At 61.9% G+C, this 26,379-nt stretch carries 26 protein-coding genes; 10 read left to right on the forward strand and 16 right to left on the reverse strand.

What is annotated here, in order from left to right; translation table 11 throughout:
* Positions 1–65 precede the first annotated feature (65 nt).
* Complete coding sequence (locus AC1Q67_RS15630) at positions 66–527, reverse strand: Lrp/AsnC ligand binding domain-containing protein (protein ID WP_492236248.1); 462 nt, start codon at positions 525–527, stop codon at positions 66–68.
* A 110-nt stretch (positions 528–637) separates the two neighbouring features.
* Between AC1Q67_RS15630 and putA the strand changes: the two genes are divergently transcribed.
* Positions 638–3,649: a bifunctional proline dehydrogenase/L-glutamate gamma-semialdehyde dehydrogenase PutA gene (gene putA / locus AC1Q67_RS15635; protein ID WP_492236249.1), complete on the forward strand. Its 3,012-nt coding sequence runs from the start codon at positions 638–640 to the stop codon at positions 3,647–3,649.
* Positions 3,650–3,753: 104 nt separating this feature from the next.
* Here the strand turns inward: putA and AC1Q67_RS15640 are convergent, their stop codons facing one another.
* Genes AC1Q67_RS15640 through AC1Q67_RS15650 form a run of 3 tightly spaced genes read right to left on the reverse strand, consistent with a single transcriptional unit; the run spans position 3,754 to position 5,807 of the window.
* Complete coding sequence (locus tag AC1Q67_RS15640; RefSeq protein WP_024577017.1) at positions 3,754–4,251, reverse strand: TPM domain-containing protein; 498 nt, start codon at positions 4,249–4,251, stop codon at positions 3,754–3,756.
* Between the two features lie 14 nt (positions 4,252–4,265).
* Entirely contained in the window at positions 4,266–5,144 is an 879-nt protein-coding gene (locus AC1Q67_RS15645; RefSeq protein ID WP_492236250.1) for a TPM domain-containing protein, read from the reverse strand.
* A 21-nt stretch (positions 5,145–5,165) separates the two neighbouring features.
* A complete protein-coding gene (locus tag AC1Q67_RS15650; protein WP_024577019.1) occupies positions 5,166–5,807 on the reverse strand; it encodes a LemA family protein in 642 nt (213 codons plus the stop codon).
* 308 nt (positions 5,808–6,115) lie between these two features.
* On the opposite strand from AC1Q67_RS15650, the gene AC1Q67_RS15655 reads away from it, so the two are divergent.
* Positions 6,116–6,967, forward strand: coding sequence for an enoyl-CoA hydratase (locus AC1Q67_RS15655; protein WP_492236251.1), 852 nt, complete (start codon positions 6,116–6,118; stop codon positions 6,965–6,967).
* 12 nt (positions 6,968–6,979) lie between these two features.
* Here the strand turns inward: AC1Q67_RS15655 and AC1Q67_RS15660 are convergent, their stop codons facing one another.
* A complete protein-coding gene (locus tag AC1Q67_RS15660; RefSeq protein WP_492236252.1) occupies positions 6,980–8,848 on the reverse strand; it encodes an ABC transporter ATP-binding protein/permease in 1,869 nt (622 codons plus the stop codon).
* 161 nt (positions 8,849–9,009) lie between these two features.
* On the opposite strand from AC1Q67_RS15660, the gene rpmE reads away from it, so the two are divergent.
* Positions 9,010–9,237, forward strand: a complete 228-nt coding sequence (gene rpmE / locus AC1Q67_RS15665; protein ID WP_002717151.1) for a 50S ribosomal protein L31 — start codon at positions 9,010–9,012, stop codon at positions 9,235–9,237.
* A gap of 78 nt (positions 9,238–9,315) precedes the next feature.
* Here rpmE and rcdA read toward each other — a convergent pair whose 3' ends face one another.
* Together rcdA and AC1Q67_RS15675 are read right to left on the reverse strand one after the other, a co-directional pair.
* Entirely contained in the window at positions 9,316–9,825 is a 510-nt protein-coding gene (gene rcdA / locus AC1Q67_RS15670) for a protease adaptor protein RcdA (RefSeq protein WP_024577022.1), read from the reverse strand.
* A gap of 361 nt (positions 9,826–10,186) precedes the next feature.
* Entirely contained in the window at positions 10,187–10,378 is a 192-nt protein-coding gene (locus tag AC1Q67_RS15675) for a DUF1192 domain-containing protein (protein WP_024577023.1), read from the reverse strand.
* Positions 10,379–10,462: 84 nt separating this feature from the next.
* Between AC1Q67_RS15675 and AC1Q67_RS15680 the strand changes: the two genes are divergently transcribed.
* Together AC1Q67_RS15680 and AC1Q67_RS15685 are read left to right on the forward strand one after the other, a co-directional pair.
* Positions 10,463–11,461 carry an NAD(P)H-quinone oxidoreductase gene (locus AC1Q67_RS15680; protein WP_024578168.1) on the forward strand — a complete coding sequence of 333 codons (999 nt, stop codon included), beginning with the start codon at positions 10,463–10,465 and terminating at the stop codon, positions 11,459–11,461.
* A gap of 110 nt (positions 11,462–11,571) precedes the next feature.
* On the forward strand, positions 11,572–14,586 hold the full coding sequence (locus tag AC1Q67_RS15685) for an EAL domain-containing protein (protein ID WP_492236253.1): 3,015 nt from the start codon (positions 11,572–11,574) through the stop codon (positions 14,584–14,586).
* 12 nt (positions 14,587–14,598) lie between these two features.
* Here AC1Q67_RS15685 and AC1Q67_RS15690 read toward each other — a convergent pair whose 3' ends face one another.
* Positions 14,599–15,249, reverse strand: a complete 651-nt coding sequence (locus AC1Q67_RS15690; protein WP_024577327.1) for a YqgE/AlgH family protein — start codon at positions 15,247–15,249, stop codon at positions 14,599–14,601.
* A gap of 160 nt (positions 15,250–15,409) precedes the next feature.
* Between AC1Q67_RS15690 and AC1Q67_RS15695 the strand changes: the two genes are divergently transcribed.
* A complete protein-coding gene (locus tag AC1Q67_RS15695) occupies positions 15,410–16,276 on the forward strand; it encodes a protein-disulfide reductase DsbD domain-containing protein (protein ID WP_492236254.1) in 867 nt (288 codons plus the stop codon).
* 118 nt (positions 16,277–16,394) lie between these two features.
* Complete coding sequence (locus tag AC1Q67_RS15700; protein ID WP_492236255.1) at positions 16,395–16,880, forward strand: peroxiredoxin; 486 nt, start codon at positions 16,395–16,397, stop codon at positions 16,878–16,880.
* Positions 16,881–16,973: 93 nt separating this feature from the next.
* Here AC1Q67_RS15700 and rnhA read toward each other — a convergent pair whose 3' ends face one another.
* Genes rnhA through ispH form a run of 3 tightly spaced genes read right to left on the reverse strand, consistent with a single transcriptional unit; the run spans position 16,974 to position 19,379 of the window.
* On the reverse strand, positions 16,974–17,423 hold the full coding sequence (rnhA, locus tag AC1Q67_RS15705; protein ID WP_492236256.1) for a ribonuclease HI: 450 nt from the start codon (positions 17,421–17,423) through the stop codon (positions 16,974–16,976).
* Positions 17,420–18,400, reverse strand: coding sequence for a homoserine kinase (locus AC1Q67_RS15710; RefSeq protein WP_492236257.1), 981 nt, complete (start codon positions 18,398–18,400; stop codon positions 17,420–17,422). Before AC1Q67_RS15710 ends, rnhA begins: the two co-directional genes overlap by 4 nt.
* Positions 18,401–18,407: 7 nt before the next feature.
* Entirely contained in the window at positions 18,408–19,379 is a 972-nt protein-coding gene (gene ispH / locus AC1Q67_RS15715) for a 4-hydroxy-3-methylbut-2-enyl diphosphate reductase (RefSeq protein WP_024577322.1), read from the reverse strand.
* A 197-nt stretch (positions 19,380–19,576) separates the two neighbouring features.
* On the opposite strand from ispH, the gene AC1Q67_RS15720 reads away from it, so the two are divergent.
* The 3 genes from AC1Q67_RS15720 (at position 19,577) to AC1Q67_RS15730 (ending at position 22,697) form a co-directional block, all read left to right on the forward strand.
* Entirely contained in the window at positions 19,577–20,278 is a 702-nt protein-coding gene (locus tag AC1Q67_RS15720) for a DUF1013 domain-containing protein (RefSeq protein ID WP_024577321.1), read from the forward strand.
* Positions 20,279–20,338: 60 nt separating this feature from the next.
* Positions 20,339–20,590: a hypothetical protein gene (locus AC1Q67_RS15725; RefSeq protein WP_024577320.1), complete on the forward strand. Its 252-nt coding sequence runs from the start codon at positions 20,339–20,341 to the stop codon at positions 20,588–20,590.
* A gap of 532 nt (positions 20,591–21,122) precedes the next feature.
* Entirely contained in the window at positions 21,123–22,697 is a 1,575-nt protein-coding gene (locus tag AC1Q67_RS15730) for a hypothetical protein (RefSeq protein WP_492236258.1), read from the forward strand.
* A 27-nt stretch (positions 22,698–22,724) separates the two neighbouring features.
* Here the strand turns inward: AC1Q67_RS15730 and AC1Q67_RS15735 are convergent, their stop codons facing one another.
* The 5 genes from AC1Q67_RS15735 to AC1Q67_RS15755 form a co-directional block, all read right to left on the reverse strand.
* Entirely contained in the window at positions 22,725–23,390 is a 666-nt protein-coding gene (locus AC1Q67_RS15735) for a DsbA family protein (RefSeq protein WP_492236472.1), read from the reverse strand.
* Positions 23,391–23,417: 27 nt separating this feature from the next.
* A complete protein-coding gene (locus AC1Q67_RS15740) occupies positions 23,418–23,630 on the reverse strand; it encodes an alkylphosphonate utilization protein (RefSeq protein ID WP_492236259.1) in 213 nt (70 codons plus the stop codon).
* Between the two features lie 54 nt (positions 23,631–23,684).
* Positions 23,685–23,948, reverse strand: coding sequence for a hypothetical protein (locus AC1Q67_RS15745; protein WP_024577317.1), 264 nt, complete (start codon positions 23,946–23,948; stop codon positions 23,685–23,687).
* A 130-nt stretch (positions 23,949–24,078) separates the two neighbouring features.
* Positions 24,079–24,285, reverse strand: a complete 207-nt coding sequence (locus AC1Q67_RS15750) for a DUF6494 family protein (RefSeq protein WP_492236260.1) — start codon at positions 24,283–24,285, stop codon at positions 24,079–24,081.
* 12 nt (positions 24,286–24,297) lie between these two features.
* Positions 24,298–26,208: a propionyl-CoA synthetase gene (locus AC1Q67_RS15755; RefSeq protein WP_492236261.1), complete on the reverse strand. Its 1,911-nt coding sequence runs from the start codon at positions 26,206–26,208 to the stop codon at positions 24,298–24,300.
* Between the last annotated feature and the right edge of the window lie 171 nt (positions 26,209–26,379).

Below are 26,379 nucleotides of genomic sequence, written 5' to 3' on the forward strand. Positions count from 1 at the left end.
TTCCCGTTCAATCAACAGCCGGATCGCGGGCGCACCCGCAATCGCAGCAACGTGAGGCGGTTCCGTCACACCGGCAGCGGCGCGTCGCGCTTCACTTCTTCCATCACCGCGTAAGTTCGTGTTTCGCGCACGCCCGGCAACGCGAGCAGCGTCTCGCCGAGAAACCGCCGATACGCTGCCATGTCAGGAAGACGCGCCTTCACGAGATAGTCGAAGCCGCCCGCCACCATGTGACACTCCAGCACTTCCGGTGCGAGTTTCACGGCTTGCGCGAAGCGCTCGAATACATCGGGCGTGGTCTTGTCGAGCAACACCTCGACGAACACCAGCAATCCGAGCCCGAGCCGATGCGGATTGAGCCGCGCGCCATAACCCTCGATGAAACCGTCACGCTGTAGCCGCTTCAGTCGCTCCCCGATGGACGTCGGCGACAGGCCAATGCGCTCCGCCAGCTCGACATTGGCGATCCGCCCGTCCGCCTGCAGGATATCGAGGATTTTCCGGTCTATTTTGTCAATATCGCTCATTTTTCCAGAATTATCTGCCTTTTTCCGTAGTTCATAAGTCAAAATTGCGAATTTGTCTATCGAACCACGGCAGGCCGCGGAGGTAGGATCGCGCAACTCCAGAGGACGCCATGCCCGACCAGAATCGCCAGACCAACCCCTTCTCGGCACCCTACGCGCCTGACGACAGCGAGATCGCCGCACGCCTGCTCGCGATGCCGCCGCTGTCGGCCGAACAGAATGCCCGCATCGACCGCACCGCCACGCGCCTGATCGAGGCCGTGCGCGCGGAGGACGGCGGCTTCGGCGGCGTGGAAGACATGCTGCGCGAGTTCGCACTTTCAACCAAGGAAGGCCTCGCCCTGATGGTGATGGCCGAGGCGCTGCTGCGCGTCCCGGACGCCGCCACCGCCGACCGCTTCATCGAGGACAAACTCGGTCAGGGTGATTTCGCACATCACCGGACCAAATCCAGCGCGCTGCTGGTCAACGCATCGGTATGGGCCCTCGGCCTGTCCGCGCGCGTGATCCAGCCCGGCGAGACGCCGCTCGGCACCGTCGGGCTGATTGCCAAGCGGATCGGCCTTCCCGCCGTGCGCACTGCGACGCGGCAGGCGATGCGGCTGATGGGCAATCACTTCGTACTGGGCGAGACCATCGATGCCGCATTGGCGCGCGCGGCTGACGACGATGGCCCGGATCACCACCATCGCTACTCCTTCGACATGCTTGGTGAAGGCGCGCGCACCGCAGCCGACGCTGCGCGCTACTTCGAATCCTATGCCTCGGCCATCGAAGCCATCGGGCGCACAGGTGGCAACAGGACCCCTCTGGATCGGCCGGGAATCTCGGTGAAACTGTCGGCCCTGCATCCGCGCTATGAAGCGCTCAGCCGCTCACGGGTGATGGCGGAACTCGTGCCGCTCACCCTCGATCTCGCGCGCCGCGCTAGGGCGCACGACATGAACTTCACCATCGACGCCGAGGAGGCCGACCGGCTCGAGCTGTCGCTGGATGTGATCAGTGCGGTGTTTGCGGATTCTTCGCTCGCGGGCTGGGAAGGATTCGGCCTCGCCGTACAGGCATATCAGAAGCGCGCCGAGGCCGTGATCGATTACATCCATGATCTTGCCAAGCGGCATGACCGCCGGATGGTGCTGCGTCTTGTGAAGGGCGCCTATTGGGACACGGAAGTGAAGCGCGCGCAGGAGCGCGGACTCAGCGGCTATCCCGTGTTCACCCGCAAGGCGATGACCGACATCAACTACATCGCCTGCGCGAGGAAGCTGCTCGGCCTGCGCCCGACGATCTTCCCGCAATTCGCCACCCACAACGCGCTCTCGGTGGCAACCATTTCCGAACTCGCAGGCAACGGCGACGACTTCGAGTTCCAGCGGCTGCATGGCATGGGCGACGCGCTCTATGCAAAGCTCCACACCGACAACCCGGAGCTTGCGTGCCGCATCTATGCACCGGTCGGCAGCCATCGCGATCTGCTGGCCTATCTGGTGCGGCGGCTTCTGGAGAACGGCGCCAACTCGTCCTTCGTAGCGCTGGCTGCGGATGACACTGTTCCGGTCACAAAGCTGCTGGAGAGGCCTGAGCAGGTTGTCGCAACGCCGGATCAGGCCCGCAACACACGACTGCCGCTGCCGCACGATCTCTATCTGCCACGCATCAATTCAAACGGCATCGAATTCGGAGAACGCGCCGCGCTCAGTGCGTTGCTGATATCGGTTGACGGTGCAGCAATCCCTGCCGGCACCAACAAGGATGCGACCGAAAACGACGCCGCCGTGGCCGTCGCGCTGGCACGCACCGGCTTTGCCTTCTGGAGCCGGACCACGGCAGACACACGCGCCACGGCACTGGAACGCACCGCCGACCTCCTCGAACAGCGGATGCCGCACTTCATCGCGCTGCTGCAGACCGAAGGCGGCAAGACCATCGACGACGCGGTCTCCGAGGTACGCGAGGCGATCGATTTCTGCCGCTACTACGCCATCGAAGGCCGCAAGCTGTTCGGTGACGGCTTGCCGCTCCCCGGCCCCACCGGAGAGAGCAACACGCTGCGCCTGCGCGGGCGCGGCGTCATGGTCGCGATCTCGCCATGGAATTTTCCGCTGGCAATTTTCTTGGGGCAGGTGGCCGCGTGCCTGATGGCAGGCAATGCCGTCGTGGCCAAGCCCGCCGAACAGACGCCGCGCATTGCCGCGGAAACCGTGGCGCTGCTGCATGAAGCCGGCATTCCGGATTCAGCGCTCCATCTTGTACAGGGCGACGGCAAGATCGGCGCGGCGCTGGTTGCACATGACAATATCGCCGGCGTAGCCTTCACCGGCTCCACCGAAGTCGCACGCTCCATCAACCGCACGCTCGCCGCGAAGGACGGCCCGATCGTCCCGCTGATCGCTGAGACCGGCGGCATCAATGCCATGATTGTCGACGCGACCGCGCTGCCCGAACAGGTCTCCGACGACGTTGTGACGTCCGCGTTCAGGTCTGCCGGTCAGCGCTGCTCGGCGTTGCGGCTATTGTTCGTGCAGGACGATGTCGCGGACCGCATGATTGAGATCATCGCTGGCGCCGCAGCTGAACTGAAGGTTGGCGATCCGCGCGATCCGGCGATCCAGGTCGGGCCGGTGATCGACGTCGAGGCGAAACAGCGTCTCGATGCGCATATCGCGCGGATGAAGACCGCCGCACGCGTTCACTTCGCGGGCGAAGCGCCTGTCTCAGGCCACTTCGTCGCGCCGCATATCTTCGAGTTGGAAAACGCGGAGCAGCTCACAGAAGAGGTGTTCGGCCCGATCCTGCATGTGGTGCGCTACAAGGCGGCGGATTTCGAGCATGTGCTGCAATCGATCGCCACCAGCGGCTACGGGCTGACGCTCGGAATTCACTCGCGCATCGACGATACCGTCGAGACAACCGTGGAGCGGCTGGCGGTGGGCAATGTCTACGTCAACCGCAACATGATCGGCGCGGTGGTCGGCGTGCAGCCGTTCGGCGGTCATGGACTGTCGGGAACGGGACCGAAGGCAGGCGGACCGCACTATCTCCCGCGTCTCGCCACCGAGCAGACAATCACGATCAACACCGCGGCCGCGGGCGGCAATGCCGGGCTGATGACGGAGGAGTGAGGCCGCAGACGCCGCTATTCGCCATTGCGAGCGAAGCGAAGCAATCCATCCCTGAATCATGGATTGCTTCGTCGCTTCGCTCCTCGCAATGACGCCATGCGATACTACAACACCACCGGCCTGTCGGGCAGTTCATTGCCATGTCGGCCGCTGGCCGGGAAATGCTTTGCAAGGAGCTTGGTCACGGCTGAAATGCCTTTCAGCACCCCGCCCTCGAAATTCTTGGCGCGGAACTCCGCTTCCATCACGCGGCAGATTTTCTCCCATTCCGCCTGCTGGACCTTCTGGCTGATACCGCGGTCGGCGACGATCTCGACATCGCGGTCGGCGAGCAGCAGATAGATCAGAATGCCGTTGTTGTTCACGGTATCCCAGAGCCGAAGCTGGGCGAACACATCGATGGCGCGCTCGCGCGCGGGCTGATCTTTGAACAGCGGTGCACCATCGAGCGCGCCTTCCACCACGAAGCGGATCTGGCCGGCATGGGTCGCTTCGCTGGCCTTGATGGCCTTCTCGATGTTGGCCAGCGCCTGGCGCGGAAATGCGCGCCGGACCCGCCAGCGATTGAGAAGAAGATGTTTGCCGATGCGCTTGATGCCCATTGCTCTGCTCTCGGCTACCAGCTGCCCGACGCGCCGCCGCCGCCGAAGCTGCCGCCGCCTCCGCTGAATCCCCCGCTGGAACTGCTCGAACCGCCGGAACTGAATCCGCCGCCGTAGCCGCCACGGCCTCCTCCGCCTCCGGACGATACCAGCGTGTCGCCGATCAGCGTCACGACAAAGGCGATCATTCCTCCGATGGCTGCAATCGGCAAGACGCCGAGGAAGAACCAGATGAAGAGCGCGACGCCGCCGCCCGCGACCAGCGAGCCCAGCAGCCGTCCGAAGATCGCCCTGAAAATCCCGCCGCCGACCAGCACGACAATGAAGAGAAACGGAAAGTACTCGCCGATTGCGCTCAGGTCCGGCATCTCGCCTTCGGGCTTCGGCGGCGGCAGCGGTTCACCGTCGATCACTTTCAGGATCCGGTCCGCGCCGTCGGAAATACCGCCGGCAAAGTCGCCGCTCCTGAACTTCGGTGTGATGATTTCGTCGATGATCCGCTTCGAGGTCGCGTCGTTCAGCGCGCCTTCAAGACCGTAACCCACTTCGATGCGCAGCTTGCGGTCGTTCTTGGCGATGATCAGCAGCGCGCCGTCGTCGACCTTCTTGCGGCCGAGCTTCCATTGCTCGGCCACACGCAGCGAATACTGCTCGATGGTTTCCGGCTGGGTGGTCGGCACGATCAGCACCGCGAGCTGACTGCCCTTGCGATCCTCGAACGCCTTCAGTTTCTGTTCGAGGGTGGCGGTCTGATCGGCCGACAGCGTTCCCGTCAGATCGACAACGCGCCCGGTCAGCGGCGGCACTGCGACGTCTGCCCACGCGACAAACGACGCGCCGGCAAACGCCCAGCACAGCATGAACGCGAGAATGACCGCTTTGACCGCTTTCATCGCGCGCGCCCGTCGCGCAGCTTATTTCGCGGGCGCAGGTGTTGCCGGTGCAGGCGCGGGAGCGGTCGTCGCGGGCGCGTTGAAATCGACCTTCGGCGCGGTCGAAATCGACTTTTCGTTCTCCACGGTGAAGTTGGCCTTTTCCTTGTAACCGAACGCCATCGCAGTCAGGTTGTTTGGGAAGGTGCGGATGCCGACGTTATAGTCCTGCACCGCCTTGATGTAGCGGTTGCGCGCCACCGCGATGCGGTTCTCGGTGCCCTCAAGCTGCGCGACGAGATCGCGGAAAAGTTGATCGGACTTCAGCTGCGGATAGTTTTCCGTCACCACCAGCAGCCGCGACAGCGCACCGGTCAGCTCGCTCTGCGCCGCCTGGAATTTTTGCAGCGCCGCCGGATCGTTGAGAACTTCCGGAGTCACCTGCACGCCGCCGACCTTGGCGCGCGCATTGGTCACGCCGAGCAGCACATCCTTTTCCTGCTGCGCAAAGCCCTTAACGGAATTGACGAGGTTCGGCACCAGATCGGCGCGGCGCTGATACTGGTTGACAACTTCGGACCATGCCGACTTCACCGACTCGTCATTCTGCTGGATCGCATTGTATCCGCAATTGGTGAGGCTCAGCGACGCGAGCGCTGCGAGGACGGTCAAAATCTTGCGCATGAATATCTCCAGTAAAACGCCGAACGGCGGCAGAATGAGAGCAGGCGAACGACCCTAACGTGGCCGTGTGACGGCGAGCATACACGCCCTGTCTGCCCCGGTCATCTTGCCTTGCTCGTTCGCTTTTTAGCGACTTTGCTCTTGAACCATCGATGAACGAAACCGCTGTGCACGGATGAGGGATATTCGTCTGATGGCCACAAAAATCTCATGCAACATGACTGCGTTGCGCGAGGTTTCACTGGAAATTGCCTGCGGCAAGGTACACAGTTCCAATTCGAAACCAACTCGACACCGGGACAGCGACCATGACCGCCACCGCGATGACCTCTTCTGAAACCGTGATCGACACCGGCACGGACGAACTTCTCTGCGAGATTCGCGACCGCGTCGCCGTCATCACGCTCAATCGCCCGCAGGCGCGCAATTCGCTTTCCGACAATCTGACGCCCGCACTGCGCCGCATGATCAAGCTCTGCGGCGAAGACCCGAATGTCGGCGCTCTTCTCATTACCGGCGCAGGCGATGCGTTTTGCGCCGGCGGCGACGTCAAGGGCATGGGCGGCAAGCCCGGCAGCAGCAACGCGCCGGAACTGACATTCGACCAGAAGGTCGCGCGGCTGCAGGAACGCCAGCGCACGCTGACCGGCGCGCTGGTCAATGTCCGCAAGCCGACCATCGCGGCGCTGCCCGGCCCCGCGGCAGGCGCAGGATTGTCGCTGGCCCTCGCCTGCGACCTGCGCATCGCAGCGGAGTCGGCCTTCGTCACCACAGCCTATGTGAAGATCGGGCTGAGCGGCGACTACGGCATGTCATGGCTGCTGACGCGCCTTGTCGGCACCTCACGCGCACGCGAATTGATGTTTTTCGGCGAGAAGATCGACGCGAAACGATGCGAGACACTCGGCATCGTCAACCGCGTGGTGCCGGACGACAAGCTGCGCGAAGAGGCGTTTGCCTGGGCGAAGAAACTGGCCGAGGGACCAACCACCGCACTGCGTTTCCTGAAGGACAATCTCGACGAAGCGCTGATGAACGATTTCCTGACCTCGCTCGATCACGAAGCCGAGCGCATGGTGCGATCCGCAGGGACTGCGGATCACAAGGAAGCCGTGAAGGCTTTCGTGGAAAAGCGCAAGCCGGTGTTCAAGCGCGGCTAACTTGCGGGGAAATTAAACGCCCTCGAACTGCAAGCGTGCGAGGCGCGCATAGAGGCCGTTAGCGGCGACCAGAGAAGCATGCGTGCCCTGCTCCACGATGCGGCCATTCTCCATGACCAGAATGCGGTCGCAGGACAGCACGGTCGCGAGCCGATGCGCGATCACCAGCGTCGTGCGATGGCTCATCAGTTCTTCCAGTGCGGTCTGCACCAGCGTCTCGCTCTCGGCGTCGAGCGACGACGTCGCCTCGTCCAGCAGCAGCAGCGGCGCATCGCGCAGGATCGCGCGCGCAATCGCAATCCGCTGGCGCTGTCCGCCGGACAGCGTGACGCCGCGCTCGCCGAGCTGCGTATCGAAACCCTGCGGCAGACGGGTGATGAACTCGGTGGCATGAGCCAGATCGGCCGCGCGTGCGACTTCCGCGTCGCTGGCATCGGGCCGGCCGAAGCGGATGTTCTCGCGGGCGCTGGTGGCGAACACCGCTGAATCTTGCGGCACCAGCGCGATGCGCGAGCGCACAGCGGATGGATCAGCCTCGCGGATCGGCACGCCGTCGACCGAGATCACGCCGCTGGCCGGATCGTAGAACCGCAGCAACAGGTGGAACAGCGTGCTCTTGCCCGCGCCCGAGGGCCCGACCACCGCGACCTTCTCGCCGGCCTTCACCGCGAACGAGACGCCATCGACCGCAAGATGATCCGGCCGTGTCGGATAGGAGAACCGCACATTGTCGAAAGCGACATCCCCGCGCGGCGGCACCGGCAGCGCGCGGGGACTAGCTGGCGCAGCAATGTCCGGCCTGATACGGAGAATCTCGAACAGCCGCTCCGATGCGCCGGAAGCCTGCGAGATTTCGCCCCAGACCTGGCTGAGTTCGCCGAGCGCGCCCGCCGCAAACGCCGCATAGAGAATGAACTGGCCGAGACGCCCTGCGCTGATCTGGTTGGTCAGCACATCGTGCGAGCCGATCCAGAGGATCGCCACGACACTGGCGAAAATCAGGAAGATCACAGTCGCGGTGAGATACGCCCGCGCGCGCGTCGAATTACGTGCCGCAACATAGGCGCGCTCGACCTCGCCGCCGAAGCGCGCTTCCGCGAGGCGTTCGTTGGTGAAGGCTTGCAGCGTGCGGATCGCGCCGATCAATTCAGACGCATAAGACGAGGCGTCCGCCAGCGTGTCCTGCGCGCCGCGCGACAGTTTCTGTACCCGGCGGCCGAACGCCACCAGCGGCAGCACGATCAGCGGGATCACCGCAAGCACGATGCCGGACAGCTTTGGACTGGTCACAACCATCATCGCGGACGCACCGACGAACAGCACGAGGTTGCGCAGCGCGATCGAAACCGAGGCGCCGACGGCCGACTTGATCTGGGTGGTGTCGGCGGTCAGGCGCGAGACCAGTTCGCCGCTGTGCGCAGTATCGAAGAACGACGGCGACAGCGAGGTGAGATGCTTGAACACGTCGCGGCGCAGATCAGCGACGATGCGCTCGCCGAGGGTGATGACGAGGTAATAACGCGATGCGCTAGCTGCGGCGAGCACCGCCACCACCGCGATCATCACCGCGAAGTAGCTGTTGATCAGCGCGATGCCTTCGGGACTGAAACCGAAATCGATCATGCGCCGCACGGCAAGCGGCACCACCAGTGTCGCGGCGGATGCAATGATCAGCGCCACCAGCGCCGCGAAGGCCTGCCCGCGATAACGCGCCACGTAAGGCGCCAGCGCGAGCAGCGGACGCAGCTTTACGCCGCGCGACTTCTTTGGCGTCTCCGGCGGCGATCCGGCAGCAGGCGCGGAAGCTCCCGTGACGGCATCGGTCTCGCGTGCCGGCGCGGATGTCAGCCCCCTGTCTTCAACGCGTTCCACTGCACTCATCTATGCGGCCGCCTCTTGCTTTCCGGCCCTCCAATAGGCCCCCATTCAGGGGCTGGCAAATGACGTCGCTGCTTGTTTCCGGGCCGTTCCTGCGATATAGAGCCCCCAAATTCGTCCCGAACATCATTGATCTGTGGGCGCGCGGCGCCAGAGGATTTGCCATGAAAGCCGAAATTCACCCGGATTATCATACAATTAAGGTCGTCATGACCGACGGGACCGAGTACCTGACCCGCTCGACCTACGGCAAGGAAGGCGACACGCTGAACCTCGATATTGACTCGAAGTCGCACCCGGCCTGGACCGGCGGCACCCAGCAGATCCTCGATCGCGGCGGCCGCGTTTCGCGCTTCCAGAAGAAGTTTTCGGGGTTCCTCAAGAAGGATTGATCCTTCCCGGAATGTCCCGTTCGATACCAAAACGCCCCCGCTTTCGCAGGGGCGTTTTTTGTTTCTGGCTTGACCGGCCTAGCGGCGCTCGAAGGCCGCCTTCAGCATGTTCATCTGCGGCACCAGCGGATTGCCGATCGCCAGATGCTCGGACGCCGGCGTGTGAATCGTGGCATCGAGCCGGCGCACCTTCGATTGCAGCGCCATCGAGCGCGCGACAAGGTCCTGCAGGCGCGTCGGCAGCTTGGAGATGATATCTTCCGGACCCGGATCGGCCGCGGTCAGCTTGACCTTGGTCTTTTCGCGATTGGCCTGGTGCAGCGTCATCTCGCCTTCCTTGACCGCGCGATGCAGCAACAGCCACGATGCGAGTTGCATCAGGCGCGTCGTCAGCCGCATGCTTTCGGTGGCGTAGCTCAGGCTCACCGAGCGCTCCAGCGCCTTGGCCTCGGTGCGGCCCGGTCCGTCCAGATAGGCCGCGGTCTCTTCGACAAGATCCATGCCCTCCCTGAACAGGGTCCCGAAGGCCGGTGAATTGGTGATCCGTTCGCTCAAGAGAACGAGATCGGCTTCGCCCTGGTCGGACATGGTTAACGCCTCACGCAGTTGGTTCGCTGATTTTTTTATGATGAACAAATCATTGCGCGCCCGCGACCGGGAGTCCAGCCATGCCACGTAACAATGAGGAGATATGGTTTCCAGCCGGATGCCGGGTGCGGGGAAACGGCCCCGGCGAAAGTATCAACCTGAACAAAAAAGAGCCGCCGTTTCCGGCGGCTTTTGAAAGTTGATAACAGGGAGGCGTCAAACAGAGTGACAGGAGCCACTCGGTGTCCAAACAAGGACAATTGCAGTCATACTCCCGAAAGCTTAATACGCCGTAAATGAAGGATTTCCTTTACGGTTCCTTTGCAATTGCGGAACCTGCGTTTAACGACCGGACCAGAGTTCACGATTTGAAGAAGGCGTTGGCGGCGTCGCGGCTGGCGCGCTTCTTGGCGGCATCGGCTTTCAGCCGCTCGATCTCGGACGTGAGTGCTGCGATGCGATCCTCGATGTCCTCGAACGACAGCAGCGACAGATCCTGTCCCAGTTCGTGGGTGACTTTCTTTCGCGGCTTGTCGTCGTCATCACTGGCCATGCTTCCCTCCTCCCGTTCGCCCGATTATAGCTGCGTCATCGCCTGACATCTTTCATTCCCCGCCATCCGCCGCAAGGACACATCATGGACAAGCTGCCCGCACAAATGACCGCCATCGCGATTTCCAAGCCCGGTGGACCCGAAGTGCTCGTGCCGGAACAGCGGCCGGTGCCGAAGCCGGGACCGAATGAAATCCTCATCAAGGTGGAAGCCGCGGGCGTCAATCGTCCCGACGTGTTGCAGCGCATGGGACTGTATCCCGTGCCTCCCGGCGCGAGCGATCTTCCAGGTCTTGAAGTCGCCGGCGAAGTGGTCGCGCTCGGCGAAGGCGTCACCAAACGCAAGATCGGCGACAAGGTGATGTCGCTGGTCGCAGGCGGCGGCTACGCCGAATACTGTCTCACCCATGAAAGCCACGCGATGTCGGTGCCGAAAGGGTTTTCGATGACGGAAGCCGGCGCTGTCGCCGAAACGCTGATGACGGTCTGGCACAATGTGTTCGAGCGCGGCGGATTGAAGCCCGGCGAGACACTGCTGATCCACGGCGGCTCATCCGGCATCGGCACCATGGCGATCCAGATGGCGAAGGCGCACGGCGCGAAAGTGTTCGTCACCGTCGGCGGACAGGACAAGGTCGATGCGTGCCTCAAGCTCGGCGCGGATGCCGCGATCAACTACAAGACCGACGATTTCGTCGCCAGGACGAAGGCGCTGACCGACGGCGTCGGCGTCGACGTCATCCTCGACATGGTCGGCGGCGACTACATCGACCGTAACTATGAAGCCGCGGCCGTCGAAGGCCGGATTGTCCAGATCGCATTCCTCGGCGGCTCGAAGGCGACGCCGAACTTCGCCAAGCTGATGATGAAGCGGCTGCACCATACCGGCTCGACGCTGCGCCCGCGCACTGTCGCGGACAAGGCGGCGATGGTCAGCGCAATTGAGGCCAAGGCAATGCCTTGGCTTGCGGACGGACGCGTCAAACCCCTGATGGACAGCACGTTCCCGCTGAAAGACGCCTCAAAAGCCCATGCACGAATGGAATCCAGTCAACATATAGGCAAAATTGTGCTCACGGTTTAAGGCCGGGGAACCCATCGAAACCCTTTGATTTGCTTCATATTCGTGGCATTTATCGCGTTCCTACCGGCGGGTCCTGTTAACCCCGCCGGTCCCCACGCGGAGAGCTGACTTTGCGCTCGATCAGAGGCTTCGCGCTGCAAGTGTTTCACATTCGAAGTTCGCTTCGGGCCGCAGCGCTCTCATTACTGCTGAGCTTGACCCTGTTCGCCGCCGCGCAGCCGGCGCATGCGCTCGACGCGATCAGCGTCCGCAGCGACGCGCCCGCGATCGACCTGACCGGCGTGCTTGAATTCCAGCGCAGCGACACCGACCGCATCCAGGTCTCCACCGCGCCCGGCACCGACGGCATCGTCCGGCGCATCGAAGTGCGCGCGCGCGAAGGCGGCCAAAACTGGGTCGTGTTCGCGCTCACCAACAACACCGACGATCAGCTCGACCGCCTGATCGTCGTGCCGCATTACCGCATCGTCTCGTCGGGACTGCTGTGGCCGGATCTCGGCCTGTCGCGCGTCGCTTCGATCACGCCCTCGACCGGCGACCGTCCCGAGCGCCAGGAGAACCCGACAGCGGACGTGTTCCGCATCACCCTCGATCCCGGCGCCGTGATCACCTTCGTCGCGGAACTGCGCACCGACAAGATTCCGCAGCTCTATCTGTGGGAGCCGGAAGCCTTCAAGGACAAGGTCAACTCATTCACGCTCTATCAGGGCATCGTCATCGGCATCTCCGGATTGCTCGCGCTGGTGCTGACCATCCTGTTTGTGGTCAAGGGCAGCATCATGTTCCCGGCTGCGGCGGCGCTCGCATGGGCGGTTCTCGTTTACATCGGCGTCGACTTCGGATTCTGGGGCAAGGTGTTCGACATGTCCGCCGGTGCGGAGCGCGTATGGCGCGCGTCCGGCGAGGCGATGCTGGCAGCGACGCTGCTGGTGTTTCTGTTTGCCTATCTCAACCTGTCGCGCTGGCATGTGCGCTACTCTCACATCACCATAGGCTGGCTGGTGTTCCTCGGCGCGCTGGTCGCGCTCGCCCTGTTCGATCCCGCCGTCGCATCCGGCATCGCGCGCATCTCGCTGGCGCTGATTGCGGTGTTCGGCTTCGCACTGATTGTCTACCTCTCGACCCACGGATTCGACCGCGCGGTGCTGCTGATCCCGACCTGGTTCCTGCTGATGGTCTGGGTCGCCGCCGCAGGCATGACCATTGCCGGCGCGGTCACCAACGATATCGTCGGACCTGCATTGCTCGGCGGCCTTGTGCTGATCGTGATGCTGATCGGCTTCACGGTGATGCAGCATGCCTTCGCAGGCGGCGGCGCCACCAACGGCGTCGTCTCCGACGTGGAGCGCCGCGCGCTGGCGCTGACCGGCTCCGGCGATCTGATCTGGGACTGGGATGTATCGGCGGACAAGGTGTTCACCAGTCCCGAAACCGAAGTGCTGCTCGGCCTCAAACGCGGCACGCTGGAAGGCCCCGCCGCCAAATGGCTCGAGGTGCTTCACCCGTTGGATCAGGACCGCTTCCGCGCCGCGCTCGACAGCGTGCTCGATCAGCGCCGCGGCCGTCTCGTACAGGACTTCCGGCTGCGCACGCCCGACGGGCACTTCATGTGGTTCGCGCTCAAGGCGCGCCCGGTGGTCGGCTCGGACGGCGAAGTCTCGCGCGTGGTCGGCACGCTGACCGACGTCACCGAAATCAAGAATTCCGAAGAACGGCTGCTCCACGATTCGGTGCATGACAATCTCACCGGCCTTCCGAACCGGCAGCTCTTCATCGATCGCCTCGGCGCGGTGTCGATGTTCGCCAAGACCACGCCGAACCTGCGCCCCACCGTGATGGTGATCGATCTCGACCGCTTCAAGCAGGTCAACGACTCCGTCGGCATCGCTGTCGGCGACTCGATCCTGCTGACGCTGGCGCGCCGTCTCGCCCGCATCCTTAAACCCCAGGACACGCTGGCGCGTCTGGCCGGCGACCAGTTCGGACTGATCCTGACCTCGGAGCACGAACCGGCGCGGATCACGGCGTTTGCAGAAACCCTCCGCAAGACGATCCGGGCGCCGATCGCTTTCGACGGCCGCGAGATTTTCCTCACCGCATCGATCGGCCTCGCATTGAGCGATCCGCAGGTCCCGCTGACCGAGGAGATCATCAAGGACGCCGAGCTTGCGATGTATCATTCCAAGCGCATCGGCGGCGACCGCATCGACGTCTACAAACCGGCCATGCGCGCACGCAAGACCGACCGCCTCGCGCTGGAATCCGAGCTGCGCCGCGCCATCGAGCGGCAGGAAATCACCATTCTCTACCAGCCCATCGTCCGGCTGGAAGACCGCAGCATCGCGGGCTTCGAGGCGCTGGCGCGCTGGGATCACCCCAAGCTCGGCCGCATGTCGCCGTCGGAGTTCATCTCCATCGCGGAGGAGATCGGCCTGATTGTCGAGCTCGGGCTGTTCGTGATGGACACCACGGCGAAGCAGCTTGCGATCTGGCAGCGCACCGTGCGCTCGCGCCAGCCGATCTTCGCCAGCGTGAATGTCTCGTCGCGGCAGTTGCTGCGTCATGACCTCATCCACGACGTACGCGGCGTGATGTCACGCTCCGCCGTGGCGCGCGGCTCGCTCAAGCTGGAGCTGACCGAATCCCTCGTGATGGAAAATCCCGAGCACGCCGCGCAGATGCTGCACCGGATCAAGGAGCTCGGCGTCGGCCTGTCGCTGGACGACTTCGGCACCGGCCATTCATCGCTGGCCTATCTGCAACGCTTCCCGTTCGACACCATCAAGATCGACCAGTCGTTCGTGCGCACCTCGAGCCGCGGCGCGCGTCCGGTGTTGCTCAAGTCGATCATCGCGCTGGCGCACGATCTCGACATGGAAGTTGTGGCCGAGGGCGCGGAAACCGATTCCGACGCCGTCGAGCTGTTCCAGCTCGGCTGCGAATACGCGCAGGGCTTTGCCTTCGGCGAGCCGATGGACGCCGACGCCAGCCTCCGCCTGCTGACCGGCGAAAAGGTTCAGCAGCCGCGCAACCGCCGGCAAAGCATCCGCAACATCACAACGCCGACACCGCCGCCCGCGACAACGACAGCGCCTGCTGCCATGCCCGGACCCGAGACGGCATAAAGGTTTTCTCGCTTAAGCGTGCCCAGCTTCGTTCGACAGCATCGCCAGATCGATGCCGATCTTTTCGAGTGCGCGTTGATACTTGTCCTCGGCGTCCGGCCCGAAAATCAGATCGGGATCGGCGGGACAATGCAGCCAGCCGTTGTGCTGGATCTCGTTCTCTAACTGGCCGGGCGCCCAGCCGGCATAACCCAGCGCCAGAATGGCATGTTTGGGTCCGGCGCCGGCCGCGATGGCCTTCAAGATGTCGAGCGTGGCGGTAAGGCAGATTCCGTCATCGATCGGCAGCGTCGCATCCTTGATGAAGAAGTCGCTCGAATGAAGCACGAAGCCACGGCCGGTATCGACCGGCCCGCCTTTCAGGACCTTCATCTCCTCGGCGCTGCCGGGCAGCTTGATCTGATCGGCCTTGTTGATGATGTCGAGCTGCACCAGCAGCTGCGGAAAATCGATGCTTCCGGCCGGACGATTGACGATGATGCCCATGGCGCCTTCGGACGAATGGGCACACAGGTAGATCACCGAGCGGGCAAAGCGCTCATCATCCATCACAGGCATGGCGATCAGCAACTGACCGTCGAGATAACCGGCGCCCGACATCTCGCCTTCGGCCAGGATCTGGCCACCGGCAGTCTTTTCGGTCTTCTTGCGCGTGGCCTTCATCGCAACGACTCTCGTACTGTTCATCCATCCTGATATTGGGTGCCAGTTCTGTCAATCAAGCCGCGCCGGGCGGCTGCAACATGCAGCATTTGGTCGCGAAAAAGACCGGATCACAGGCAATTCAATGGTTCACAGGGATACCACCCTGTAAGGACGTCTGATGACACTCTTGGTTCCCGTTCGAACAGCCTCCGGCATTGCTCTCACTGCGATGGCCTGCCTCGCGCCATTATCCGCGCGCGCGGATGACGCCTCGCCATGGATCAAAGACACGTATTCGTCCGTCCGGCTGATCGCCGGTTCGCGCAGCGGCAACGTGCTGCTCGGCGGCATCAGCTTCCAGCTCCAGCCGGGCTGGAAAACCTACTGGCGCACGCCGGGAGATTCCGGCGTGCCGCCGCGGATCGATTTTTCGAAGTCCGACAACATCGACTCCGTCAAAATTCTCTGGCCCGTTCCGATGAAATTCCCCGACGGCGCCGGAGGAATTTCATTCGGCTACAACAACCAGGTGCTGCTGCCGCTGCGGATCATTGCAAAGAGTCCTGACAAGCCGGTGACGCTGCGCGCGAGGATCAGCTACGCGGTGTGCGAAAAACTTTGCATCCCGGTCGAAGCCAACGCCGAACTTGGATTTGTCAGCGTCGCCAGCACCGAAGACAGCGCCATCGCCGCGGCGCTCGAAACCGTGCCGAAGCCCGCCAAGGTCGGTGACACGACACCGGTCTCCATCCGCGAGATCCGGCGCGACGGCAAGCTGGTGCTGGTCGATGTGGCTCTGGACGAGAAGAGCGCAACCCACAAGGACAGGGAGGTTCAGCTCTTTGCCGAAGGTCCGACGCCGGACTGGGCGTTGCCGGTGCCGAAGCTGATCAGGCGCGAGGCGGACGGCCTCCTGCGTTTCGCCTTCGAACTTGAGGGGCTTCCTCCGGGTGCGACGCCCGAAGGCGCGATCCTGAAGCTGACGGTCGCGGGACCCAGCGGCGCTTACGAGGTCAATGCCCCCTTGCCACCGAAGGCCGACTGAGAGCGCACCGCAGCAGGCGCAGTTTACCGACAAATTGCGCGTCTCCCATTCGCAAAACCGGTTCCCACCCTTGCGGAAACCGCGCTATGACACTGCACCGATCTCACGGAGAACACCGATGACCATCAAAGTTGGCGACAAGCTGCCAGAGGCCAAGTTTCGTGTCATGACCGCGGAGGGCCCGCAGGTCAAAACCACCGACGATATTTTCAAGGGCAAGAAGGTCGCGCTGTTCGCCGTCCCCGGCGCCTACACCGGCACCTGCCACAAGATGCACATGCCGAGCATTTTCCTCAACGCCTATGCCTTGAAGGACAAGGGCGTCGACACCATCGCCGTCGTATCGGTCAACGATGCCTTCGTCATGAGCGCCTGGAAGCGCGACACCGACCAGCGCGATGAGGCGATTTTCCTCGCCGACGGCAACGCCGACTTCACCAAGGCGATCGGAATGGAGCTCGACGCTTCCGGCAACGGACTCGGCATCCGCTCCAAGCGCTATTCGATGCTGGTGGAAGACGGCACGGTGAAGATTTTCAATCTCGAGACGAACCCCGGCAAGGTGGAAGTATCCGGCGGCGACACCCTGCTGTCGCAGCTTTGAGGCAAGCGTCTTTCCGCGAGAGCCGAAACACACGAGATGTCGTCCCCGCGAAAGCGGGGACGACGCCGGGAAAAACTACACTTCCCTTGACCCTCAACGATTTTCCGCCAGCCCCTCCCGCGCCAACTGGTCCGCGCGCTCGTTCTCGGCGTGGCCGGCATGGCCCTTGATCCAGTGCCAGCGGACCTTGTGGGCCTTCAGCGCGGCATCGAGCCGCTGCCAGAGATCGGCATTCTTCACCGGCTTCTTGTCGGCGGTCTTCCAGCCGTTGCGCTTCCAGTTGTGAATCCAGCTTGTGATGCCCTGACGGACATACTGGCTGTCGGTGGTCAGATCCACTGACGCCGGCTTCTTCAATGCCTCAAGCGCCGAGATCGCCGCCATCAATTCCATGCGGTTGTTGGTGGATGGATTCTCGCCGCCCTTCAATTCCTTCTCGACATCGCCGAAACGCAGGATCGCGCCCCAGCCGCCCGGCCCCGGATTTCCGGAGCACGCGCCATCGGTGAAGATCGTGACATGCGGAAGACCGGACTCGCTCACGCGACAATCCCGGATTGCTCGACGCCGTAATCGCGCATGCTCTTCACACTCTGGTGGAAACGCAGCTTGCGGACATATTCCAGCGGGTCCTTCGGCTTGACCAGCGCGCCGGGCGGCACGTTGAGCCAGTCGACAAGGCGCGTCAGCAGGAAACGCATCGCCGCACCCCGCGCCAGCAGCGGCAGCGCGTCCTGCTCTTCGGTGGAGAGCTTGCGCTCGCGGGCATAGGCATTGAGGAAAGCCCGCGCCTTGGTGACGTTGAAGGAGTGATCGGACTCGAAACACCACGCATTCACGCAAATCGCGACGTCGTATGCGAGCATGTCGTTGCAGGCGAAATAGAAGTCGATCAGGCCCGACAGCTTGTCACCAAGAAAGAACACGTTGTCCGGAAACAGGTCGGCATGGATCACACCCTTCGGAAGATCGCTTGGCCAACGTTTCTCGAGGTGATCGAGTTCATTGCCGAGCAAGGCGCGCAAGCCGTGATGCACATCGTTCGCACGATCAGCAGCCTGATCGAACAGCGGCCGCCAGTCCTTCACCGACAGCGCATTGGGGCGCGTCATGGGAAAATCCGCACCGGCCAGATGCATCTTCGCCAGCGCCTGGCCGACGCCGGCGCAATGGGTCGCACTCGGGCGGCGCGGCCACATCCCTTCAAGGAAGGTGATAATCGCCGCCGGGCGCCCGGCAAGGGTGCCCAGCGCCTCGCCGCTCCTGTTCAGCACCGGCTGCGGACAGGTGATGTTATGGGCCGCCAGATGGCCCATCAGTCCGAGGAAAAACGGCAGGTCGTTTTTCGCGACGCGCTTCTCGTACAGGGTCAGGATGTAGGAGCCGCCGCTGGTATGAACCAGATAGTTGGAATTCTCCACGCCTTCGGCGATGCCCTTGTAGGACAGCAGGTCGCCTATTCCGTAAGGGATGAGAAAATCCGCAAGCTCTTCGGCGGTGACGTCGGTGTAAACCGCCATGTCACGCCTATTCCGCCGCGTCGTTCCGCAGCGGGCGCGGCAGCGGGAAGAATTCGTTTTCCATCGCCGCCGACACAGTCTCCACCTTCAGATGATAGTGGGCCGCGAACGCATCCATGATTTCCTCGACGATGACCTCCGGCGCCGATGCGCCGGCGGTGATGCCGAGGGTCTTGATGCCTTCGAACTTCGACCAGTCGAGTTCCGACGCGCGCTGCACCAGCACGGAGACCTTGCAGCCTTCGCGCTCGGCAACCTCACGCAGGCGCTGCGAGTTCGACGAGTTCGGCGAGCCAACCACGATCATGGCTTCGACCTGCGGCGCAACCTTCTTCACCGCGAGCTGGCGGTTGGTGGTGGCGTAGCAGATGTCTTCCTTGTGCGGGCCGTCGATGTCCGGGAAGCGCTCCTTCAGCACGGCGACGATTTCCGCGGTGTCGTCGATCGACAGCGTGGTCTGCGTCACGAAGGCGAGCTTGGAGGCATCCTTCGGCTGGAAGGTGCGCGCCGCATCCATGGTTTCGATCAGAACGACCGCGCCCTTCGGCAACTGGCCCAGCGTGCCGACCACTTCGGGATGCCCGGCATGGCCGATCAGGATGATTTCACGGCCGCGCTTGAAATGGATCGCCGCCTCGCGGTGAACCTTGGTCACCAGCGGGCAGGTCGCGTCCAGGGTGAAGAAATTGCGCTTGTCGGCCTCGTTTGGAATGGCCTTCGGCACGCCATGGGCGGAAAACACCACCGGCGCGCTGGTCTGAGGAATTTCGTCCAGTTCCGCGACGAAAATCGCGCCCTTTTCGCGCAGGCTTTCCACCACATAGCGGTTATGCACGATTTCGTGACGCACATAGACCGGTGCGCCATAGAGCTTCAGCGCACGTTCCACCGTATCGATGGCCCGGACCACCCCGGCGCAGAAGCCTCGGGGGGAACAAAGCACGACTGAAAGCTGCGGTTTTTGAGCGTCAGGGGTCATTTTGAGCCGGAATCAAGGGTTTTCGGAACCGTTAAAGGGGACTTGGGGCTGCCTTCCCCGTTCTGTCAAGGGCGATCAAAACCATTGAACGGCCTGCCCTCGGCAGACTATATAGGGACGAATTCCCGTCATCACCGATGACCAGACGGCTTTACCCCCCAAAAAATCTGGCGGGCGAAGCGTAAAGGAGATTTGCCATGAGCAATGCACCGCTGATGCCGAAGGCGACTGCCGTGTGGCTGGTTGATAACACCGCGCTGACGTTTGACCAGGTGGCCGAGTTCACCAAGATGCATCCGCTCGAAATTCGCGCCATCGCCGACGGCGACGCCGCGCAGGGCATCAAGGGCATGGACCCGATTTCGACCGGCCAGCTCTCCCGCGAGGAGATCGAGCGCGGCGAGGCCGACCCGGACTATCGCCTCAAGCTCGGCGAATCCAAGGTCATTCTGCCGGAAGCCAAGAAGAAGAAGGGCCCGCGCTATACGCCAGTCTCGCGCCGCCATGAGCGGCCGAGCGCAATCCTTTGGCTGGTGCGCAATCATCCCGAGCTCAAGGACAGCCAGATCATGCGCCTTGTCGGCACCACCAAGACGACGATCGCCAGCGTGCGCGACCGCACCCACTGGAACGCCTCGACCCTGACGCCGATGGACCCGGTGACCCTCGGCCTGTGCTCGCAGATCGAGCTCGATTTCGAGGTTCAGCGCGCGGCCAAGGAAAAGCCCGCCGCCCAGCAATACGGCGGCGCGACCCTGCTGCCGGCTTCGGAGACAACCCGCAAGGACGCCGAGCACGAAGCCTCGCCGATCTCGGACAAGCAGCGTGACGACATCAATGTCGACGCCGTGTTCGCCAAGCTGAAGACCATCGGCGGCAAGAAGGCCGAAGACGAGTAGGCTTAACCATGCCCCAAACGGGGCATGTTGCAGCCGCCGGATGAGTGGTACAGGAGTGTGATGCGCAGCCGCGTCACGCTCCTTTTTCTTGTCGCAACCCTGACCGCACTTGGCGGCGCATCGGCGCGCGCCGACAAGATCGTCGATCCCAAAACGGTTGCGCCGGAGTTTCGCGAAGCCGCCGAGAAGCGCCGCGCCGAACAGGTCAAGCTGATCGAGTGCAACAACGCCGCGAAGGTCGCGAAGATTCAGCGGCGCGATCTGGCGCAGTTCGTCGCCGAGTGTTTCGACAAGCCCGCTGAGAAGCCGTAGCAATTGCTCCCAACAAGCTGCGTTTACATCGTCGTCCCCGCGAAAGCGGGGACCCAGACTCTTCTTTGCATCGGTGCCGACAAGAGCGTCGTTGCTGCATCGCGTAGAATCTGAAAATTCAGGGCTATGGATCCCCGCCTTCGCGGGGATGACATCGAATGTTTGGGGCAATCATTCTTCACAAGCCGCCGCGATCTCGCGGCGCGATTGAACGCGTCCGAGGTGTGATGTGCCCCGCGCCAATGCGCGAAGGCGATGGAGCCTCGGGAGGCGCCGGGGTGCTTGCGAGACACCCGTGAGGCGAACCTTGCGATCGGTCGCCTGCGCAGCCTTGCGAGGGCCGCGCGCGCCAAATGACTTTGGCGCTGCGCCTCCCGGCGCTCCACCGTCGTCATATTGCGCTCTTCCGCCGCTCATGAGACGGCGGAAGATAATAGGAATATATACCCAATCATGACTAGACTAAGGCGTTATTCAAGTTCGTTGATTCAGCAAAGGCTGTGGGAAGATTCGGAGAAACAGAAGTTTATGAATGCTTTTACCCCATCAAACAGGGATGCTTTTGACCTTTCTTGAAACCTATTCCATTTTAGGAGCAGAGATGGCCATCCCGCAATTACAGGCCGGTATTGATAGCGCGTCAAAAATCCTAGCCGAATGGAATTCGTTTGTAGAAACGCTTTCATCTTATGAGGGACCACAAAGAGAAGCGTTTGATCTGGAGAAAACGATTCCAAGTCTTTCGCCACCAGCAACAATCAAAGAAATCGAAACAAAGCTAACGGGCGCTGTTAGCTTAACTCACAATCTCTCAAGCATCGCATCGATCGAGCTGATTCCTGACTCAACTGTCAACGAAATCACGGCGCGCGTTAGCGCTGTCTTTGGAATTTTAGAGAAGCTCACCAATCAAATCAAAGCGTTTGAGATCGATAATCCAATAGCGTCGTTAGATGCCGCCGCCATGACCGCAAGTAACGAAAAAGGTCAGCAGATAAACTTGGCTCCCATTTTCATCGAGCTTTATCCTGCAATCCAATCTCTTCTTTTGGCTCTCTACCAAATTCGCACCATGGCTGGAATCAATGAAAAGAGGGGCTTCAGCATCGAATTTTCCTACATCGATGCGGCTAGGTCAGCGCAACGACGAGCCTATGGAGAACTAAATCGACTTCGCCACGCCGTAGCTGAGAGCAGAAAGCAATTGGACAAAATTGTTTCTGAAGCAGCATCCAAGAATCGGGAAATTGAATCCATGAAGGTGGAAGCAACTACCGCGCTTCAACGGGCAGAAGAACAAAAGCAGCAAGCTGAAGCTCTAATTAGCCGTGTAACCGAAATCAACACGAATGCTGAAACATTAAAGACAGCTGTTGGGGAATACCAAGCGACCTTCGATGATTTCAGCACTCAGTTGGATAGCCGCAACAAACAGCTCACTATGGGGCAAAACGAACAAGGGCGCTTATTCGCTGAAATGACTTCGTTGTTGGACGATGCCGCTAGGTTACGCGATAGATCAAGAGAAGTGCTGGGCGAAGCCACAATGTCGGGGCTATCGGAGAGTTTTGCTCGCGAAATGAAAGCGGCTGGACGTCAATTACTCTGGATGCAATTTCTATTCTTTTTATCAATCGCCTTGCTATTTGTCGCCGCGGGCATTGTTCTCAATGCTTTTCCTTGGTTGGAGCAGCATTCATGGATTAAGCCCACCCGAATAGACCCCCCAGCGGGGGCAGATGCGATGACGCTCGGTGTATTCCATCTCGTTAATTTTCTGGGCAAAGCGATTATTTTGGTTCCGCCACTTTTATTGCTCGCTTTCGCGGCTCGCCGGTACGCAGAAGTCTTTAGACTTAAAACACTTTATACTTATAAATATACGATAGCCGCATCGCTCCCAGGATTTAAAATTGAAGCTCCTAATTTTTCAGACGCAATAACGGCGTCCGCCTTTCAAAATTTGCTGGCTAATCCGGTGGAAAATCACGATCAAACGAAACCCGTTACGCCGGTCGATGAGGGCAGTAGCTTTCTTCAAAAACTTGTCGAACCAGTGGTAAAAAAAGCACTGGATAAATTGAGCGATCCACCTAAAAAGGCTTAAAAGGCGGCCTTCCGCATTCTTTCATTCCTACTTCCCCGCTCCGTCCTTCGCAGCCTTCCTCGCATCGGCGATCGCGAGCTTGAACTGCTCCGCGGTCAGGCCGCCGGGGATGCGGAACGTCCCGACGATGAAGACGGGCGTGCCGCGGAAGCCGAACGCCTGCGCCTGCTCGCTGTTGCGCTTGAGCAGCGCATCGATCGACGCCTTGTTGGCCGCCAGATCGGCCTTGGCCTTGGCGACATCGACGCCGGCCTGTGTCAGCGTGTCGTCGATGGCGGCCTCGGTCAGGCGGCCGACCTTGACGATCAGCGCGCGGTGCGCGGCCTCATACTTGTTCTGATACTTCGCAGCCAGCACCAGGCGCGCGGCATATCCCGACGGATCGCCGAGAATCGGCCAGTCCTTCAGCACCAGCCGCACATTCTTGTCGTCGTTGATCACCTGATCGAGGACCGGCGAGATCTTTTTGCAGTAGGGGCACTGGTAATCGAAATACTCGACGATGGTGATGTCGCCCTTCGGATTTCCGAGCACCGGATTGTCGGCGTCGCGCAGCACCGCATCCTTGCTCAGCACATCCGACGCAGCGCCCTGCTCCTGCGCCGGCGCGGTTTGCGCGGACTCGAAGGCCAGGAACGTCAGCACGAGCATTGCAGCGACGAGGCCGGGAAAATAGCGCTTCGCGAGAATCATCATGTTCAGCTTTCGAGGCGCGCAGGATCACGCCTTCTTGAGGAATTCCGTGCGCAGCACGAGACCCTTGATCTTGTCGGTGCGGCCTTCGATCTCGTCTTCGTTGTCGGTGAGATGAATGTTCTTCACCACGGTGCCGCGCTTGATGCCGCTGGACGAGCCCTTGACCTTCAGATCCTTGATGACGACGACGGTATCGCCTTCTTTCAGTTCGTTGCCGTTGCTGTCCCTGACTGCCATGACGTATCCTTGGTAAAGCGCGGCATCCTGCGCGCCGGTGATCACCAGCATGCCTTAGCGCGGATTGTTGAGCATGTCTTCCGCGAGGTTGCGGTGCGAGCGCTCGATCCGCGAGTTGCTGCCCGCAGCCCGGCTGCTCTGGACGTCGCGGTTCTTGCGGCAGGCCACATAACCCGGCGAACCGGGTTCACCCTCGGCCCGGCAGAGAGCGTCGTCATCCACCGTTGTCTGCGGCGAGGTATTGCGTTCGAACTGGGCGCAGCCTCCCAGCAGCAGGGCCGCAGTCACCAAAAAAAGAGTTGGTCCGGTCAGTTTCATGTGGACGCCAGTTTGCCATTATTCCGTCATGGCCGGACTCGACCCGGCCATCACGTCTTTGACTGCCACAGTCGGCAAAAGCAAGGCATGGATCGCCGGGATAGGCGAGCGAAGCGATGCCGTTCTTCGCCTATCCCAGCTCGATGTCGCCATCGACCGTAAAGGAGAGCGCGACCCCGCCCACCGTGAGCACCATTTTGGCGGGCAGCTTTTCATCGCCCTTCAGGCGGCCGGCAGCGACCGCCTCGCGGACCGCCTTTTCGATCTCACGCTGTGACGTGACGCCGACCTGCTTGAGAAATTTCCGCACGCTGGTGTTGAAGACGTCTTCGTTCATTGTCGTCTCCTGTTAGGTTCGGCCCTGCAGCGCCGTCTTGATTTCGTCCAGCACCGCCGGGTCTTCGATGGTCGCGGGCATGGTCCACGGTTCGTGGTCGGCGATCTTCTTGATGGTGCCGCGCAGGATTTTTCCCGAGCGGGTTTTCGGCAGCCGCGCCACAGTGATCGCGAGTTTGAATGCCGCGACGGGGCCGATCTTCTCGCGCACCAGTGCGACGATCTCCTTCTCGATCTCGGCGACGGGGCGCGTTACACCGGCTTTCAGCACGAGGAAGCCGCACGGCACCTCGCCCTTCACCGAATCCTTAATTCCAAGCACGGCGCATTCGGCGACATCGGGATGCGAGGCCAGCACCTCTTCCATGCCGCCGGTGGAGAGACGATGTCCCGCGACATTGATGATGTCGTCGGTGCGGCCCATCACGAAGATATAGCCGTCCTCGTCCTTGTAACCGGCGTCGGAGGTTTTGTAGTAACCGGGAAACTCAGTGAAGTAAGCTTCCTTGCAGCGCTCGTCCTGCTGCCACAGCGTCGGCAGATTGCCGGGCGGCAGCGGCAGCTTGATCACGATCGAGCCCATGGTATTCGGCGGCAGCGGCTTCGCGGCCTCATCCACGACATCGACCTGATAGCCCGGCATCGGCACCGTGGGCGAGCCGTGCTTCACCGGCAGCGTGCCGAGACCGACAGGATTGCCCGCGATGCACCAGCCGGTTTCCGTCTGCCACCAGTGATCGATCACCGGCACCTTCAACTGCTGCTCGGCCCATTCCACCGTCGGCGGATCGGCGCGCTCGCCGGCAAGAAACAACGTGCGGAATTTCGACAGGTCGTACTTGCGGATGAACTCGCCGTTCGGATCTTCCTTCTTGATGGCGCGGAATGCGGTCGGCGCGGTGAAGAACGCCACGGCGCCATGCTGCGAGATCACGCGCCAGAATGCGCCCGCGTCCGGCGTGCCGACCGGCTTGCCCTCGTACATGATCGAGGTCGCGCCGTGGATCAGCGGACCGTAAATGATGTAGCTGTGGCCGACCACCCAGCCGATGTCGGAGCCGCACCACCACACCTCTCCCGGCTTCACGCCATAGAGATTGAACATCGACCATTTCAGCGCGACGAGATGCCCGCCATTGTCGCGCACCACGCCCTTCGGCTTTCCGGTCGTGCCTGACGTATAAAGAATGTACAGCGGATCGGTCGCCAGCACCGGCACACAGCCCGCCGACTTCTTCGCCTTGATGGCGGCGCCGCGCAATTCGTCCCAGTCGTGATCGCGGCCTTTGACGAGATCGCAGGTTTCCTGCGGGCGCTGCAGGATGATGCAGGCCTGCGGCTTCACGCTTGAGAGACTGATCGCCTCGTCCAGCAGCGGCTTGTACTTGACGATGCGGCCGGGCTCGAGGCCGCAGCTCGCGGAGAGAATGAGCTTCGGCTCGGCATCCTCGATGCGCGTCGCAAGTTCCTTCGCCGCGAAGCCGCCGAACACCACGGAGTGGATCGCGCCGATCCGCGCGCAGGCCAGCATCGCGACCATCGCCTCCGGCACCATCGGCATGTAGAGAATGACGCGGTCGCCCTTCACGACGCCAAAGTCCTGCATCACGGCGGCGAGGGTCTGCACCTCGTGCAGGAGTTCAGCGTAGGTGAACCTGGTAACGGTATTGGTCAGCGGCGAGTCGTGAATCAGCGCGAGCTGATTGGCGCGCCCGCCCGCGACATGACGATCCAGTGCGTTGTAGCAGGTGTTGACCACGCCGCCCGCGAACCAGCGGCCATAAAGCCCCATCGAGGGATCGAAGACCTTCTTCGCCGGCTCGATCCAGTCGATCTCGCGCGCCGCCTCGGCCCAGAATCCTTCAGGATCGCGCAGCGAACGCGCATGGACTTCGGCATAGCGGCTGTTGGATATGGCACTCATTTACGATCACTCCTGGACGCCAAATTGTAGCGGACTTTTCTTGTTGTCGGCACCAGCATTGTCAGCCTGATGCCACAAGTTCAAGCAGCCAAGGCTGCGACATTATGATGATATGCTCCGTCATCCCGAGGTGCGAGCACTTGCGCGCCTCGAAGGATGGCGGCACCAACC

Source organism: Afipia sp. GW823-FHT06G09 (assembly GCF_058794875.1).

Bases quoted from the DNA above. Each gene is read 5' to 3' on its own strand.
- rpmE (WP_002717151.1), top strand. From the start codon at position 9,010: ATGAAAGCCGAAATTCACCCGGATTATCATACAATTAAGGTCGTCATG.
- AC1Q67_RS15660 (WP_492236252.1), bottom strand. From the start codon at position 8,848: ATGAGTGCAGTGGAACGCGTTGAAGACAGGGGGCTGACATCCGCGCCG.
- AC1Q67_RS15680 (WP_024578168.1), top strand. From the start codon at position 10,463: ATGGACAAGCTGCCCGCACAAATGACCGCCATCGCGATTTCCAAGCCC.
- rcdA (WP_024577022.1), bottom strand. From the start codon at position 9,825: ATGTCCGACCAGGGCGAAGCCGATCTCGTTCTCTTGAGCGAACGGATC.
- AC1Q67_RS15710 (WP_492236257.1), bottom strand. From the start codon at position 18,400: ATGGCGGTTTACACCGACGTCACCGCCGAAGAGCTTGCGGATTTTCTC.
- AC1Q67_RS15750 (WP_492236260.1), bottom strand. From the start codon at position 24,285: ATGAACGAAGACGTCTTCAACACCAGCGTGCGGAAATTTCTCAAGCAG.
- AC1Q67_RS15675 (WP_024577023.1), bottom strand. From the start codon at position 10,378: ATGGCCAGTGATGACGACGACAAGCCGCGAAAGAAAGTCACCCACGAA.
- AC1Q67_RS15725 (WP_024577320.1), top strand. From the start codon at position 20,339: ATGCGCAGCCGCGTCACGCTCCTTTTTCTTGTCGCAACCCTGACCGCA.
- AC1Q67_RS15720 (WP_024577321.1), top strand. From the start codon at position 19,577: ATGAGCAATGCACCGCTGATGCCGAAGGCGACTGCCGTGTGGCTGGTT.
- AC1Q67_RS15735 (WP_492236472.1), bottom strand. From the start codon at position 23,390: ATGATTCTCGCGAAGCGCTATTTTCCCGGCCTCGTCGCTGCAATGCTC.
- AC1Q67_RS15755 (WP_492236261.1), bottom strand. From the start codon at position 26,208: ATGAGTGCCATATCCAACAGCCGCTATGCCGAAGTCCATGCGCGTTCG.
- AC1Q67_RS15745 (WP_024577317.1), bottom strand. From the start codon at position 23,948: ATGAAACTGACCGGACCAACTCTTTTTTTGGTGACTGCGGCCCTGCTG.
- putA (WP_492236249.1), top strand. From the start codon at position 638: ATGCCCGACCAGAATCGCCAGACCAACCCCTTCTCGGCACCCTACGCG.
- AC1Q67_RS15690 (WP_024577327.1), bottom strand. From the start codon at position 15,249: ATGAAGGCCACGCGCAAGAAGACCGAAAAGACTGCCGGTGGCCAGATC.
- AC1Q67_RS15655 (WP_492236251.1), top strand. From the start codon at position 6,116: ATGACCGCCACCGCGATGACCTCTTCTGAAACCGTGATCGACACCGGC.
- AC1Q67_RS15700 (WP_492236255.1), top strand. From the start codon at position 16,395: ATGACCATCAAAGTTGGCGACAAGCTGCCAGAGGCCAAGTTTCGTGTC.
- AC1Q67_RS15650 (WP_024577019.1), bottom strand. From the start codon at position 5,807: ATGCGCAAGATTTTGACCGTCCTCGCAGCGCTCGCGTCGCTGAGCCTC.
- AC1Q67_RS15695 (WP_492236254.1), top strand. From the start codon at position 15,410: ATGACACTCTTGGTTCCCGTTCGAACAGCCTCCGGCATTGCTCTCACT.
- AC1Q67_RS15640 (WP_024577017.1), bottom strand. From the start codon at position 4,251: ATGGGCATCAAGCGCATCGGCAAACATCTTCTTCTCAATCGCTGGCGG.
- AC1Q67_RS15730 (WP_492236258.1), top strand. From the start codon at position 21,123: ATGCTTTTACCCCATCAAACAGGGATGCTTTTGACCTTTCTTGAAACC.
- AC1Q67_RS15740 (WP_492236259.1), bottom strand. From the start codon at position 23,630: ATGGCAGTCAGGGACAGCAACGGCAACGAACTGAAAGAAGGCGATACC.
- AC1Q67_RS15645 (WP_492236250.1), bottom strand. From the start codon at position 5,144: ATGAAAGCGGTCAAAGCGGTCATTCTCGCGTTCATGCTGTGCTGGGCG.
- ispH (WP_024577322.1), bottom strand. From the start codon at position 19,379: ATGACCCCTGACGCTCAAAAACCGCAGCTTTCAGTCGTGCTTTGTTCC.
- AC1Q67_RS15630 (WP_492236248.1), bottom strand. From the start codon at position 527: ATGAGCGATATTGACAAAATAGACCGGAAAATCCTCGATATCCTGCAG.